At 63.6% G+C, this 13,397-nt stretch carries 20 protein-coding genes; 5 read left to right on the top strand and 15 right to left on the bottom strand.

Annotated elements, in window-relative coordinates; all coding sequences use genetic code 11:
* Positions 1 to 43 precede the first annotated feature (43 nt).
* Complete coding sequence (locus tag ACFSCW_RS07140) at positions 44 to 685, top strand: prolyl hydroxylase family protein (protein WP_380888158.1); 642 nt, start codon at positions 44 to 46, stop codon at positions 683 to 685.
* 143 nt (positions 686 to 828) lie between these two features.
* Here the strand turns inward: ACFSCW_RS07140 and ACFSCW_RS07135 are convergent, their stop codons facing one another.
* The gene (locus tag ACFSCW_RS07135) at positions 829 to 1,224 is read right to left on the bottom strand and encodes a M67 family metallopeptidase (protein WP_380888157.1); all 396 of its coding nucleotides are present in this window, start codon (positions 1,222 to 1,224) and stop codon (positions 829 to 831) included.
* A 14-nt stretch (positions 1,225 to 1,238) separates the two neighbouring features.
* Here ACFSCW_RS07135 and ACFSCW_RS07130 point away from each other — a divergent pair, with 14 nt between their 5' ends.
* Together ACFSCW_RS07130 and rpoH are read left to right on the top strand one after the other, a co-directional pair.
* Complete coding sequence (locus ACFSCW_RS07130; RefSeq protein ID WP_380888156.1) at positions 1,239 to 2,192, top strand: RluA family pseudouridine synthase; 954 nt, start codon at positions 1,239 to 1,241, stop codon at positions 2,190 to 2,192.
* 66 nt (positions 2,193 to 2,258) lie between these two features.
* Positions 2,259 to 3,167 carry an RNA polymerase sigma factor RpoH gene (gene rpoH / locus ACFSCW_RS07125; protein WP_380888155.1) on the top strand — a complete coding sequence of 303 codons (909 nt, stop codon included), beginning with the start codon at positions 2,259 to 2,261 and terminating at the stop codon, positions 3,165 to 3,167.
* 3 nt (positions 3,168 to 3,170) lie between these two features.
* On the opposite strand, the gene ACFSCW_RS07120 is transcribed toward rpoH, so the two are convergent.
* From ACFSCW_RS07120 to rplO, 7 genes are all read right to left on the bottom strand, one after another.
* On the bottom strand, positions 3,171 to 3,434 hold the full coding sequence (locus ACFSCW_RS07120; RefSeq protein ID WP_380888154.1) for a hypothetical protein: 264 nt from the start codon (positions 3,432 to 3,434) through the stop codon (positions 3,171 to 3,173).
* A 67-nt stretch (positions 3,435 to 3,501) separates the two neighbouring features.
* A complete protein-coding gene (locus ACFSCW_RS07115) occupies positions 3,502 to 3,714 on the bottom strand; it encodes a hypervirulence associated TUDOR domain-containing protein (RefSeq protein WP_380888153.1) in 213 nt (70 codons plus the stop codon).
* Between the two features lie 53 nt (positions 3,715 to 3,767).
* Positions 3,768 to 5,123: an NADP-specific glutamate dehydrogenase gene (gdhA, locus tag ACFSCW_RS07110; protein WP_380888152.1), complete on the bottom strand. Its 1,356-nt coding sequence runs from the start codon at positions 5,121 to 5,123 to the stop codon at positions 3,768 to 3,770.
* Positions 5,124 to 5,214: 91 nt separating this feature from the next.
* A complete protein-coding gene (locus ACFSCW_RS07105; protein WP_380888151.1) occupies positions 5,215 to 5,730 on the bottom strand; it encodes an SRPBCC family protein in 516 nt (171 codons plus the stop codon).
* A gap of 8 nt (positions 5,731 to 5,738) precedes the next feature.
* On the bottom strand, positions 5,739 to 6,392 hold the full coding sequence (locus ACFSCW_RS07100; protein WP_380888150.1) for an adenylate kinase: 654 nt from the start codon (positions 6,390 to 6,392) through the stop codon (positions 5,739 to 5,741).
* A gap of 24 nt (positions 6,393 to 6,416) precedes the next feature.
* Positions 6,417 to 7,766 (bottom strand): preprotein translocase subunit SecY, encoded by a 1,350-nt coding sequence (secY, locus tag ACFSCW_RS07095; RefSeq protein ID WP_380888149.1) that lies wholly within the window; start codon positions 7,764 to 7,766, stop codon positions 6,417 to 6,419.
* 113 nt (positions 7,767 to 7,879) lie between these two features.
* A complete protein-coding gene (rplO, locus tag ACFSCW_RS07090) occupies positions 7,880 to 8,410 on the bottom strand; it encodes a 50S ribosomal protein L15 (protein ID WP_380888148.1) in 531 nt (176 codons plus the stop codon).
* Between the two features lie 391 nt (positions 8,411 to 8,801).
* Between rplO and ACFSCW_RS07085 the strand changes: the two genes are divergently transcribed.
* Positions 8,802 to 9,107 (top strand): type II toxin-antitoxin system TacA family antitoxin, encoded by a 306-nt coding sequence (locus tag ACFSCW_RS07085; protein ID WP_380888147.1) that lies wholly within the window; start codon positions 8,802 to 8,804, stop codon positions 9,105 to 9,107.
* Positions 9,108 to 9,116: 9 nt separating this feature from the next.
* The gene (locus ACFSCW_RS07080; RefSeq protein ID WP_380888146.1) at positions 9,117 to 9,611 is read left to right on the top strand and encodes a GNAT family N-acetyltransferase; all 495 of its coding nucleotides are present in this window, start codon (positions 9,117 to 9,119) and stop codon (positions 9,609 to 9,611) included.
* A 44-nt stretch (positions 9,612 to 9,655) separates the two neighbouring features.
* Here ACFSCW_RS07080 and ACFSCW_RS07075 read toward each other — a convergent pair whose 3' ends face one another.
* From ACFSCW_RS07075 to rpsN, 7 genes are all read right to left on the bottom strand, one after another.
* On the bottom strand, positions 9,656 to 10,687 hold the full coding sequence (locus ACFSCW_RS07075) for an endonuclease domain-containing protein (RefSeq protein WP_380888145.1): 1,032 nt from the start codon (positions 10,685 to 10,687) through the stop codon (positions 9,656 to 9,658).
* Between the two features lie 204 nt (positions 10,688 to 10,891).
* Positions 10,892 to 11,068 carry a 50S ribosomal protein L30 gene (rpmD, locus tag ACFSCW_RS07070; protein WP_380888144.1) on the bottom strand — a complete coding sequence of 59 codons (177 nt, stop codon included), beginning with the start codon at positions 11,066 to 11,068 and terminating at the stop codon, positions 10,892 to 10,894.
* A gap of 4 nt (positions 11,069 to 11,072) precedes the next feature.
* Positions 11,073 to 11,780, bottom strand: a complete 708-nt coding sequence (gene rpsE, locus ACFSCW_RS07065) for a 30S ribosomal protein S5 (protein ID WP_380888143.1) — start codon at positions 11,778 to 11,780, stop codon at positions 11,073 to 11,075.
* On the bottom strand, positions 11,781 to 12,134 hold the full coding sequence (rplR, locus tag ACFSCW_RS07060; RefSeq protein ID WP_380888142.1) for a 50S ribosomal protein L18: 354 nt from the start codon (positions 12,132 to 12,134) through the stop codon (positions 11,781 to 11,783). It lies immediately after the preceding gene.
* A complete protein-coding gene (gene rplF / locus ACFSCW_RS07055; protein WP_380888141.1) occupies positions 12,134 to 12,667 on the bottom strand; it encodes a 50S ribosomal protein L6 in 534 nt (177 codons plus the stop codon). Before rplF ends, rplR begins: the two co-directional genes overlap by 1 nt.
* Positions 12,668 to 12,669: 2 nt before the next feature.
* On the bottom strand, positions 12,670 to 13,065 hold the full coding sequence (gene rpsH / locus ACFSCW_RS07050) for a 30S ribosomal protein S8 (protein WP_380888140.1): 396 nt from the start codon (positions 13,063 to 13,065) through the stop codon (positions 12,670 to 12,672).
* Between the two features lie 11 nt (positions 13,066 to 13,076).
* The gene (rpsN, locus tag ACFSCW_RS07045) at positions 13,077 to 13,382 is read right to left on the bottom strand and encodes a 30S ribosomal protein S14 (RefSeq protein WP_171130790.1); all 306 of its coding nucleotides are present in this window, start codon (positions 13,380 to 13,382) and stop codon (positions 13,077 to 13,079) included.
* Positions 13,383 to 13,397: the final 15 nt, after the last annotated feature.

The raw sequence follows: 13,397 nt of genomic DNA, 5'->3' as shown, positions 1-13,397 counted from the left end.
TTAAGCATCGCACTTCGCTCGACTATACCGAGAGCCGGAGCTTATGGACAATTCCTTCGACCAGATGGTCATCGATACCATGATGAGCCATGCCGGCGTGCAGCGCTTGCCTAACCCCAAGCTGACGCTCTTCATCAAGCGCAATTTCCTCTCGCCGGACGAATGCGCTGCGGTGATAGAGCGCATAGACGCTAACCGTCGCCCGTCCACGCTCGCCAATTACAATGGCGACGACGCTTTCCGCACCAGCGAGACTTGCGACCTCGACGGCGACGATCCGGTGGTGAAAGCGATCGACGAGAAGATCGCCGCCTTCTCTCGCCTCGACCTAAAATATGGCGAGCCGATGCAGGGCCAACGCTACGAGGTCGGCCAGGAGTTCAAGGCGCACACCGATTACTTCGAGCCGCAGAGCGTCGACTATGAAAAATACACCAGCGTCGCGGGCCAGCGCACCTGGACGGTGATGGTCTATCTGAACGACGTACAGGCGGGCGGCGCAACCCGCTTCAAGGCAGTCGACAAGATGGTCCAGCCCGAGGCCGGGAAATTATTAGCCTGGAACAACCGCCGCCCCGACGGCAGCGCCAACCCGTCAACCATTCACCACGCGATGAAGGTGCGCGCGGGACAGAAATACGTCGTCACCAAATGGTTCAGGGAACGCCCTTGGGGCTGGACCTAAGGGCCCCCTTCGTCACATCCCCCTGTATGTGACGAAAGGGGCCGAAGCGGGCAGCGCTGGAGCCAGCGCCGAGCCCGCAAAGGCCTCGCAGCCATATCCGGTCGCCACCGAAAAGGATTGTAAAATAACGACATCGGCGCGCGTCACACGATCGCCAGTGTTACTGCCTCGAAACCGTTCTTCCCGTTACGCCAGGCCGTTACGGTGTCCCCTGCCACGATCAGCCAGAGCCGGCCGTCGGGCGCGGCCATGCGCTGATCGGTCTCGGATGGTTCAGCGCAGCCACTCGGGTGGGAATGGTAGTATCCGGCGATCGTAGGCCCGCCTGCGCGGGCGGCGCGGGACGCCTGTAAGAGAATAGCCGGATCCACCTCGAAGTGCCGCTGCGGGTCGTCGGCAACATTGGCTGCCGGAACAGACGCGTCGATCCGCGAGTCGTTTCCGAACAGCAGCCCGCACGCCTCGCGCGGCGCATCCGCGGCGGCATGAGCTTGGATCGCGTCCAGAACGGTCCTTGAAATTTCGATCCGCGTCACCATGTCAGCGCTAACCGATGATCCGGGGGGATTCCATTCTCGAGGCAGTAATCGAACCGCAGGCGGAAGGCTGGCGGCTCGACCGTGCGCTCGCCTCCGCGCTGCCGACGCTGTCGCGCGAGCGGATCAAGGCGCTGATATCCGCCGGGCAAGTCACGCGCGGCGACGGGGCAAAGCTTCGCGATCCCGCGATCAAGACGCGCGCCGGCGAAACGTTCGCTGTCGAAGTGCCCGCGCCCGAGCCTCCGCACAACGAGGCTCAGGACCTCGGCTTAAGCGTGGTGTTCGAGGACAAACATCTGATCGTGATCGACAAGCCGGCGGGTATGGTTGTGCATCCGGCCGCCGGCAATCCGGATGGGACGCTCGTCAACGCGCTGCTTCACCACTGCGCCGGCAATCTGTCCGGCATCGGCGGCGTGGCGCGGCCGGGGATCGTCCACCGCATCGACAAGGACACCTCCGGGCTCCTCGTCGCGGCCAAGACCGACCGCGCGCACGAAGGACTAGCGAAGCAGTTCCAGGCGCACAGCATCGACCGCCGATACAACGCGATCGTCGCGGGGCTAGCGAAGGGCGAAGGCACGGTGGACGCTAACCTGGCCCGGTCCGATGCGAACCGGAAAAAGATCGCGATTGTAAGCGAAGGCCGCGGCAAGCGCGCCGTCACGCATTGGCGACTCGAAAAGGCATTGCGCGACTCGAGCCTCGTCGAATGCCGGCTGGAAACCGGACGCACGCACCAGGTGCGCGTCCATATGGCCTCGATCGGTCATCCGCTGCTGGGCGACCCGGTTTACGGCCGCAGCCGCCCGGCGACGCGCGAGATATTGAAAAGATTGGGTTTCGAACGGCAGGCCCTGCATGCGGCACGGCTCGGCTTTCTGCACCCGATCGATAGACGGCCTTTAGCGTTCGACAGTCCGATGCCCGATGACATGCAGGAACTGTTAAGCGCATTGACGGTATAGGTTTGTTAAGCTTTCGCCGGCCTCGGCAGCCGAGGCGGCGGTTCGGCAGGGAGAAAGAGAAACATCATGGCCAACGGTAAAAACGTCCCCGCGACCATTCCGGCGCTGGGCGGCGAGGCCAGCCTCAACCGGTACCTCGCCGAGATCAGAAAATTCCCGATCCTGTCGCCCGAGCAGGAGTTCATGCTCGCCAAGCGCTATCAGGAGCATCAGGATCCCGAAGCGGCGGCGCAGCTCGTGACCAGCCATCTCCGCCTCGTCGCGAAGATCGCGATGGGCTATCGCGGCTACGGCCTGCCCGTTTCGGAGCTGATCTCCGAAGGCAATATCGGTCTGATGCAGGGCGTGAAGAAATTCGAGCCCGATCGCGGCTTCCGCCTCGCCACCTACGCGATGTGGTGGATCCGCGCCTCGATCCAGGAATTCATCCTGCGCTCGTGGAGCCTCGTGAAGATGGGCACCACGGCTGCGCAGAAGAAGCTGTTCTTCAACCTTCGCCGGATGAAGAACCGCATCGACGCGTTCGAGGATGGCGATCTGAAGCCCGAGGATGTTGCCAAGATCGCGACCGATCTGGGCGTCAGCGAAGAGGATGTCGTCAGCATGAATCGCCGCATGGCGATGGGCGGCGACACCTCGCTGAACGTCACTATGCGCGATGACAGCGAGAGCCAGTGGCAGGACATGCTGGCCGACACCGATCCGCTGCAGGACGAGCGCATCGCCGAGGACGAGGAAAAGCAGGTCCGCCACGAGCTGCTGGTCGAGGCGATGGACGATCTGAACGACCGCGAAAAGCACATCCTCACCGAGCGGCGGTTGGCGGAAGAGCCGAAGACGCTCGAGGAGCTGAGCCAGGTCTATGGCGTCAGCCGCGAGCGCGTCCGCCAGATCGAGGTGCGTGCGTTCGAGAAACTGCAGCGGGCAATGATGCGGCTGGCAGGCGAAAAGCGCCTGCTGCCCGCAATGGCCTGACGATCAGCCCTTCTTCTTGCCCTTGTCGCGGTTCGCGTAGAGCAGCGCCGCGACAAGGGCGGCAGAACCAATCCCGACGCCCACGCCCGCCGCGATCCACGCGGTCTTGTTCTCCGGCCCGGCCTTTTCCTCGCCGCGCTTGGCGTCCTGGGCGGTCTTCACGATCTCGTTCACTTCCGTCTCCGTCGAAGCGCGCGCCGCTTCGTCGGACGCGCGTTTCGGCTTCGACGTTGCAGGGGCGATACGAGTTTCGTCAAGACTGGCCACGGATAATCTCCTCGCGTCGCACTCCAACGATCCGCGTGGGATGACGTTTCCCCGGACTATAGCAGGATCACTTCGTTCTGGTCAGAGCCGCCGGCTTGTGCGCCGCCTCGCCGCCCGACTTCTCCGAACGGACGAGAAATTCGGGATTGTCCTTCGACGCGGCGACCTTGTGACCCTTGATCCGCGTTTCGGAGGTCAGCTTTTTCACGACCTGGCCGACAGCCTCGCCGCCGTGCGACTTCCACTTGACCTTGTCGCCGGGTTTCAAATCCTTGGCCATGCGAGGCTCCGCTGTTGCGCGGAGCCTCAACAGACGACCTCCTTGGGCGTTCCCTAGACTACGCCGTAGGCCAGCATCGCATCGGCGACTTTCTTGAAGCCGGCAATGTTGGCGCCGCGCACATAATCGACATAGCCACCGCCCTGATCACCATATTGGACGCACGAGGCGTGGATGCCTTCCATGATGTCCAGCAGGAGCTGCTGCAGCTCGCTTTCCTTCCATGAGCGACGCTCGGAATTCTGGCTCATCTCCAGGCCCGAAACCGCCACGCCGCCCGCGTTCGACGCCTTGCCCGGCGCGTAGAGGATCTTCGCGTCTTTAAAAACGTGCACGCCTTCCAGATTGGTCGGCATGTTCGCGCCCTCGGCGACGGCGATGCAGCCGTTCTTGACGAGTTCGCGCGCGTCGTCGCCCAGCAGTTCGTTCTGCGTCGCACAGGGCAGCGCTACGTCGCACTTCACGCCCCAGGGCGTCTTACCGGCGTGGAAAGTCGCGCCCTTATACTCGGCGACATAGTCCTCGATCCGGCCGCGGCGGTGCGTCTTGTGGGTCTTCACCCAGTTGATCTTTTCCTGATCGATGCCGTCCGGATCGTGGATGAAGCCGCCGGAATCGGAGAGGGTCAGCACCTTGCCGCCGAGCTGCACGATCTTTTCCGCCGCATGCGTCGCAACGTTGCCCGAGCCGGAGATGACGGCTGTCTTGCCTTTCAGGTCCTGCCCCTTGGTTTTCAGCATGTTGGAGAGGAAATAGACCGCGCCATAGCCGGTCGCTTCGGGACGGATCAGCGAGCCGCCATATTCCAGTCCCTTGCCGGTCAGCACGCCGGTGAACTGGTTGGTGATCCGCTTGTATTGGCCGAACATGAAGCCGATCTCGCGGCCGCCGACGCCGATGTCGCCCGCCGGCACGTCCACGTCCGCGCCGACATGGCGGTAGAGTTCGGTCATGAAGCTCTGGCAGAAGCGCATGATCTCGCGGATCGACTTGCCCTTCGGATTGAAGTTGGCGCCGCCCTTGCCGCCGCCCATCGGCAGGCCGGTCAGAGCGTTTTTGAACGTCTGCTCGAAGGCGAGGAATTTCAGCACGCTTTCCGTCACCGACGGATGGAAGCGGATGCCGCCCTTATAGGGACCGATCGCGTTGTTGTTCTGCACGCGCCAGCCGCGGTTGACGCGGATGTTGCCGGCATCGTCTTCCCAGCACACGCGGAACGAGATGATCCGGTCGGGCTCGGCGATGCGGCGCAGAATCTGCTGGGAGTGGTATTCCTCCTTGTCCTCGATGAAGTCGAAAATGTCCTCGGCGACTTCCTGGACGGCCTGCACGAACTCGGGCTGGCCCGGATTGCGCTTCTTCACGCCCTCGATGAACGTCGGAAGGTCGACGTGATCGGAAACTGCCATTCTGTGCCCCCTCTTGGTGCGGATCGGTGATTGTTCTGACCCGTCCGGCCTTCTGTGATTCGAGGCCGTTACGATCCAGAGTTAGCACAGTTCAGCGCGCGGCAAAGACCGCCTGCAGCCTTTTGAGTTGCTCGCCCAGAACCTGATCCACCGGTGGCGCGATCTTGTCGGCTCCGACCCGGATATATCCGCCCACGACATAGGTCTGCGTGACCTCGGTGCCGCCGGCAACCGGCTTCAATGCCCAGGTGAGCACTGCACTCACACCCTCGGCCTGCAGCGGCCCGAACGCGCCGGCAATACGCAGCGCCTTGCCGGGCTGGGCATTGATGACGCGGCCATGCTCCACCGAACCGTGATCGGCCGGGATCGCTTCGCAGAAGCAGCCGCCGGCGCGGAGCGTCAGGCTGAGATTGTCGGAGCTGCCCGAGTAGCTGTGCGCCTTGTTCCACCACTTCGCCGGCTGGCCGAGCATCGCATAGACCTGCTCCGGCGTCGCGTTGACTACGGCGGTGTTGGCGATCTCGAAGCCGGCAGGCGACACCGACTTCACCTCGGCGGCGGCCGGAGCCGCGGCGCACGCCAGCAGCACGAACAGATATCGCATAGCCCCTCCTAGCGAGAGGTCTTCAATACCTCTTCGATCGCCGCGGTAACAGCGTCCATGTCGGCCATGCCGTCGACGCGGCTGACAATGCCGCGCGCCTCGTAGAGCGGCAGGATCGGCGCGGTCTTGGCGCGGTATTCGGCCATGCGGGTGCGCACCGTCTCGGCGTTATCGTCAGGGCGGCGCTTGAACTCATGGGCACCGCAGACGTCGCAGGTGTTCTCGACCTTGGGCAGTTTGAATTTGTCGTGATAGCCCGCGCCGCACTTGGCGCAGGTGAAGCGGCCGGTGATGCGCTCGACCAGCGCGTCCTCGTCCACGTCCAGCTCTATGACATGATCGAGCTTGCGTCCGCGGCTGGCGAGAATCCCGTCGAGCGACTCGGCCTGCGCAGCGGTGCGCGGATAGCCGTCGAAGATCGCGCCCTGCTCCGGCCCCATCCGGTCGAGCGCCTCGCCGATCAGGTCGGAGACGATCTCGTCCGAAACCAGCTCACCCGCATCCATCACTGCCGCGACCCGCGCGCCGAGCGCCGTGCCGGACGTCCGCGCCGCCCGCAGCATGTCGCCGGTGGAGAGCTGGACCATGCCGCGATCGGCGACAAGCCGCTCGGCCTGGGTTCCCTTGCCCGCGCCCGGCGGACCCAGCAGGATGATGTTCATGGGGATCCCCCTTATCGACCCGAACTAGCGGGCGCGACCCTTCAGTTTCGCCTTCTTGATGAGATCGCCGTACTGATGGGCGAGCAGATGGCTCTGGATCTGCGTCACCGTGTCCATCGTCACGTTGACGACGATCAGCAGGCTGGTGCCGCCCAGATAGAAGGGGATGCCCGCGGCCGAGACCAGATATTCCGGCAGCAGGCAGATCACCGTCAGATAGGCCGCGCCGATCACGGTGATGCGTGTCAGCACGAAATCCAGATAGTCGGCGGTGTTCTTGCCCGGACGGATGCCGGGGATGAAGCCGCCATAGCGCTTCAGATTGTCCGCCGTTTCCTCCGGATTGAAGACGACCGCGGTGTAGAAGAAGCTGAAGAAGATGATACCCGCACCATACAGCGCCATGTAGATCGGCGACCCGTGCTGCAGATACTGGTTGAGGGTGATCAGGAAATCGCCCCACCAGCCCTGCCCCGCCGTCGCCTGCTGGCCGGCGAACTGGCTGATCGTCAGCGGCATCAGCAGCAGCGACGAGGCGAAGATCGGCGGGATCACGCCCGACGTGTTGATCTTCAGCGGCAAGTGGCTGCGATCCGCCTGCATCATGCCGCGCTGGGTCTGGCGCTTCGGATACTGGATCAGCACCCGGCGCTGCGCGCGCTCCATGAAGCAGATGAACGCGATCAGGCCCAGCGCCGCGACGATGATCGTCAGGATCAGCGGCACCGACAGGCTGCCGGTGCGGCCGCCTTCGAACAGGTTGACGAGCGTTGTCGGCAATTGCGCGACGATGCCGGCCATGATGATCAGCGACACGCCGTTGCCGACGCCCCGCGTGGTGATCTGCTCGCCCAGCCACATCAGGAACATCGTGCCGCCGATCAACGAGATCGTGCCGGTGATGAAGAACAGCGCGCTGGGATCGAACACCAGGTTCTGCGCGACCGCGCCGCGCAGGACGAAAAAGCCCTGGATCGCGGTCAGGAACACCGTGCCGTAGCGGGTGTACTGGTTCAGCCGCTTGCGGCCGCTCTCGCCTTCCTTCTTGATCGCCGCGAGCTGCGGGCTGAGCGTGGTTGCAAGCTGCACCACGATCGACGCCGTGATGTAAGGCATCACGCCCAGGGCGATGATCGACAGGCGCTGCAGCGAGCCGCCCGAGAAGGTGTTGAAGAAGTCGAGCACGCCGCCGCGGGTGCGGTTGACCAGCGCTTCGAGCCGGGTCGGGTCGATGCCCGGCAGCGGCACGAAGCTCAGCAGCCGGAAAACGATCAGCACGCCGATCGTGAACCACAGCCGATTCTTGAGCTCGGTCGCTTGTCCGAACTTGGACAGGTTGATGTTGGTGGCCAGTGCGTCGGCTCGTGATGCCATGAGTGTTCGTCAGTCCTGAGAAGCCACAAGCGGCGGCGAGCCCGAAAGCCCCCCGCCGCCATATAGTGTCGCTCGCGCGCTTGTCTAAGCCCGCGTTGCAAGGCGGCTGGCGATCAGGCCTTGGCCGCCTTTTTCGCGTCGCGCACGCTGTTCTTTTTCGCGGCCGCCTTTTCGGAGGCGGGAACCACGGTCAGCACCTCGACCGAACCGCCGGCCTTCTCGACCGCCTCGCGCGCGCCCTTCGACACGCCGGCGACGGAGAAGTTCAGCTTGGCCGAGAAATCGCCCTTGCCGAGCAGACGGACGCCGTCCTTGCCGCCGCGCGCGACGCCAGCCGCCTTCAGCGCCGCATGGTCGATCGTACCCTTCGCGTCGAGCTTGCCGGCATCGACCAGCTTCTGGATCGCGCCCAAATTCACCTCGGCATAATCCTTGGCGAAGATGTTGTTGAAGCCGCGCTTCGGCAGCCGCATGTGGAGCGGCATCTGACCGCCCTCGAAGCCGGCGATGGACACGCCCTCGCGGCTTTTTTGGCCCTTCTGGCCACGGCCGGCAGTCTTGCCCTTGCCCGAGCCGATGCCCCGGCCGACGCGGATCTTGCCCTTGCGCGCGCCTTCGTTGTCGCGGATTTCGTTCAGTTTCATTGCACTCGGTTTCCCTGTGTTCGCGCAGATTGATGGAAGCGGCGGCCCTTAGCGGGGGTTGACGGGTTTGTCACGCGGGAAAGGCACGAAGAGCTGGAAGAGGTGCGGAAGTTTACGCAAGGGCGACACGTGACGCGGTGCGAAAACGAGCCGAAGTTGAGGAAATTGTCGTGATGCATTCGCTCGGCAGGCGATGCGAAGCCCTCAAACTTCACTAAACTCGCGCATGTCGCATAAGAAGCGTCAGCTCATGCGGGATCGGGCGTATCGACGATTGGAAAGAGCCGGCGCGTAGCCTGGCAATCCGGTGGCGTGTAGGACAGCCTTTTCTCTGGAAGCATCTCAAATAACGCGTATTGACAACGTACATACAAAGCACGATCTTTCCGGCATGCACAAGTCTCATGCCCTTGCCGATCGCGCCACGTCAAAGCCGACAAGGGGAACGATCAACCTGCGCGTCGAAGCGCAGACGCGGCGCTTGATCGACGAGGCCGCAGCCGTGCTCGGCAAGACACGCACTGAGTTCATGGTCGACAGTGCCCGCGCGCTCGCGATCGACGTGTTGCTCGACCAGCGACTCTTCACGCTGGATGCAGAGCGGTACGACAGCTTCGTCGCGGCGCTCGACAACCCGTTAGCTCCCGGCCCAAAATTGCGGGCGCTGCTGAAGCGCAAGCCGGCCTGGGAGGCTTGAGCGACCTGCATGGCGCTGTCCGCCCCGGCTCCAATTCTGCCGAGCCACGACCTTCAAGCCTTCGACTGCGGTGAGCCGGCGCTCAACGACTGGCTAAAGCAGCGCGCGCTCAAGAACGAGAGCCGTTTCTCCCGCACTTATGTGGTCTGCGACGGCAACCGCGTGGTCGCCTATTTCTGCGTCGCAGCCGGCGCAGTCGAACGCTCTGCTGCGCCCGGCAAGCTCCGGCGCAATGCGCCGAACTCCGTTCCGGTCTCGATCATTGGCCGCCTAGCCGTGGACCGGGACTATACCGGTCGCGGCCTCGGCGCCGACGTCCTTGCGGACGCCCTGCGCCGCATCGCCCTCGCCTCACAAAGCATCGGCATCGGCACGGTGATGGTGCAGGCCAAGGACGAACAAGCGAAACGCTTCTACCTCGCCTGCGCCGAGTTTCAGGAATTCCCGCAAGACAGCCGCACGCTGTTCCTGCCGATCGAGACCGTGGCGGCGGCGTTAAGCTAGCGAGCTCATATTCGATCAGAGTCGCTGCCGCCGGAGATGAGCGGCTAACTAATCCTCGACCAGACCTCGGGGCACCCCAGTCGGGACAGCTCATCCTTCGCCAGCGAGCGCAATTGCGGATTAGACGAAAGCTGTTGCCGCACTTTTGTTAGGTACTCTGCTCGCTCAGCCTCTAGCCTGCGAAAAACCTGTTGCACCTGGGCATCCAACTCGATCTCGCCGGTCGTCATGGCAGCAAACTGAGGAACAACTATCACGGACTCCTGCACGTAGTTCGCGGCTACCCCAAGCCCTTCCTGGCGGGATCTAAATGCCTCCTCCAGTTCACGGAAGTTTCGTTCGTACGCGTCGCGCTTTTCTTGAGATCCGCCGATATACTCTTCGATCTCCATCGTCCGAGTTGCTGCTTCTATCGCAGAGTCGATTACATGTCTCTCAATCGCGAACGACTTTTCAGCAGAAGTCATTGCAGCTTGCAACTTACGTTGGCGTGCAGATCCGTCGTTGACCTCTGTGAGCGCTTTGTTGAGCCCTGACATAGTCTCATTCAACCGCGTGAAGCCACTCCGCCGCTCGTGCGCGGGAATCTGCCTTTTCCCACGGTTAAGTGCTTCGCCAACCTTCCTCACTGCCTCGTCGGGCTGGGCAAAAACAACCTTCGCAGGTATCCGCAGAACACTGTAGCCTAGCCCCTCCAGATGCTCATCCCTCGCACGATCTCGTGCCTGATCCATTTTAGAAGAATGATAGGCTGCTCCATCGATTTCGATGATCAACCAGTCGTTTGCGAGAAAGTCGATGCGGTAACCGCCATCCTTGACCTGCATGTCGAGCTTCAGGCGGTCATTGCGCAAGGAGCCTTGGCGCGGTCGTAGCTCATATTCCCTCACCATCGCGGCAAGGAATGCGACTTCGGCGGGCGACTCGCACTGTGTTTTGACGCGGTCGAACCAATCATCGTCGTCCGGCGTGGCGCCTATCTGTCGGAACTGCGGCGAGGCGCTGGGCGGTTTACTTCCCGGCAGAAAATGCCAAAGCACGAAGGCAGCGACGGCTACGCAAAGAAAGAGCAACACAGGCTAGTTAGTCCCTCCGGTGAGATGAACTGGTGTTCGCATCATCTGAGGTTGCCAGCAACCATCTTGAAACTTGCGCGCCGCCGCCTCGCTCACACGCAAAAAGAGCCCGGAGCGGCGGGGCCGTCCGGGCTTTTTCGTTTGCTTCCCACACAAGGTAGGAGAAGCTGGATCCCGGATCAAGTCCGGGATGACGATCGTCGATCAGTCGACGATCGCCACCATATGCGGCAGCTTGCGGATCATGCCGCGGACCTCGGGGGTGTCCTCGAGCTCGCTGACCTTGTGCATCTTGTTGAGGCCCAGGCCGATCAGCGTCGCGCGCTGATCCTTGGTGCGGCGGATCGGCGAGCCGATCTGCTTGATCTTGATCTTCGCCACGATCTTACTCCGTCACCATCGCCGCGTCCGCCTCGGCGGTCTGCGAACCGCCGCGGCCGAGCAGGTCGGCGATCTTCTTGCCCCGGCGCTGCGCGACCGACTTGGGCGAGGTCTGCTCGCCCAGCGCTTCGAACGTCGCCCGGATCATGTTGTAGGGGTTGGAGGTGCCGACCGACTTGGTCACCACGTCGGCAACGCCCAGGCTCTCGAAGATGGCGCGCATCGGACCGCCGGCGATGATGCCGGTGCCCTGCGGCGCCGAACGGAGCGTCACCCGGCCTGCGCCGAAATGCCCGTTGCCGTCATGATGCAGCGTCCGGCCCTCGCGGAGCGGCACGCGGATCATCTTCTTCTTGGCCGAAGCCGTCGCCTTCGAAATGGCTTCCGGCACTTCGCGAGCCTTGCCATGGCCGAAGCCGACCCGGCCTTTGCCGTCGCCGACCACGACCAGCGCCGCAAAGCCGAAGCGCTTGCCGCCCTTCACGGTCTTCGAGACGCGGTTGATGTGGACGAGCTTTTCGATCAGCTCCTCGCCGCCCTCTTCCGCGCCGCCGCGACGATCGTCGCGACGCCCGCGGTTGCCGTCACGGCCGCCGCGGCCGCGATTGTCGCCGCCGCCACGTCCGCGGCCGCCACGGCCGCGGCGCTCGCCGCCTTCGGGAGCAGGAGCGGCTTCGGGCGCGCCGGCCTGGATTTCGGTTTCTTCAGCCATTTAGAACTCCAATCCGCCTTCGCGGGCGGCATCAGCGAGCGCCTTGACGCGCCCGTGGAACAGGAAGCCGCCGCGATCGAACACGACGGACTTGACGCCCGCGGCCGTCGCCTTCTCGGCGATGCGCTTGCCGACCGAAGCCGCAGCCTCGGACGTCGCGCCGGTCTTGCCCTTGCCATCCTTGTCGAGCGTCGAGGCGGCGGCGAGCGTGCGCCCCGCCTCGTCGTCGATGACCTGCGCATAGATGTGCCGGCCCGAACGGTGGATCGACAGGCGCGGACGCGCACCGGCGCGGGCACGGAGCGCCGTGCGGACGCGCTGGCGGCGCTTTGCGAACAGAGAGAGCTTCGCCATTACTTCTTCTTCCCTTCCTTGCGGAAGATATACTCGCCGCGATATTTGATGCCCTTGCCCTTGTACGGCTCGGGCTTGCGCCAGCGGCGGATCTCGGCGGCGACCTGCCCGACCTTCTGCTTGTCGATGCCGGTGATGTTCACCGTGGTCTGGTCCGGCGTCGCGATCGTGATGCCTTCCGGCACCGCGTAGTTCACGTCGTGGCTGTAGCCGAGCTGCAGCTTCAGGGTCTTGCCCTGGGCGTTCGCGCGGTAGCCGACGCCGGTGATCTCGAGAGTCTTGGTGAAGCCCTCGGTCACGCCGGTGATCAGGTTCTGCACGAGCGTGCGCTGCATGCCCCAGAAGGCGCGCGCCTGCTTGGTGTCGTTGGCCGGCTGGACCGAGATCGCGCCGTCCTGAACCTCATAGGCGATCTGGTCGGCGAGCGGCATGGTCAGTGTGCCCTTCGGCCCTTTGACCGAAAGCTGGCCTCCGTCGATGGTCGCAGTGACGCCCGAAGGAATCGCGACCGGCTTCTTTCCGATGCGGCTCATGATCAGAAGACCTCCGCGAGAACCTCGCCGCCCGCATTCTGGTCGCGCGCTTCCGCGTCGGACAGAACGCCCTTGGGCGTCGAGACGATGGTGATGCCAAGGCCGTTGCGCACGCGCGGCAGGTCCTTGGAACCCGAATAGACGCGGCGGCCCGGCTTCGAGATGCGAGCGATGTGCTTGATGGCCGGCTGGCCCTCGAAATACTTCAGCTCGATGCGCAGGCCCGCATGGCCGGCGAGTTCTTCCTCGCGATAGCCGCGGATATAGCCTTCGCGCTGAAGGACATCGAGCACGCGCGCGCGCAGCTTGGACGCCGGCGTCATGATGCTGTCCTTACGCGCCTGCTGGCCGTTGCGGATGCGGGTGAGCAGATCGCCCAGGGGATCGGTCATTGCCATAGGTTAAATCCTCACCAGCTCGACTTGGTCACGCCGGGGATCAGGCCCTTGTTGGCCAGATCGCGCAGCATCACGCGAGCGAGACGGAATTTGCGATAGTAAGCGCGCGGACGGCCGGTGATCTCGCAACGGTTGCGGATCCGGGTCGGGTTCGCATTGCGCGGCAGTTCGGCCATCTTGAGGCGTGCGATCAGACGCTCGGTCTCGTCGCGCGACTCGTCGTTCGCGATCGCCTTCAGCTTCGCGTACTTCGGTGCGTACTGCTTGACGAGCTTCTTGCGACGCTCGTTCTTGTTCACGGAACTCAGTTTCGCCATGACTTAAGTTCTCCA

This window comes from Sphingomonas tabacisoli (assembly GCF_042678385.1).
In the GTDB taxonomy this organism is placed as follows: domain Bacteria; phylum Pseudomonadota; class Alphaproteobacteria; order Sphingomonadales; family Sphingomonadaceae; genus Sphingomonas_B; species Sphingomonas_B tabacisoli.
This window is presented reverse-complemented; position numbering and strand designations above follow the sequence as displayed.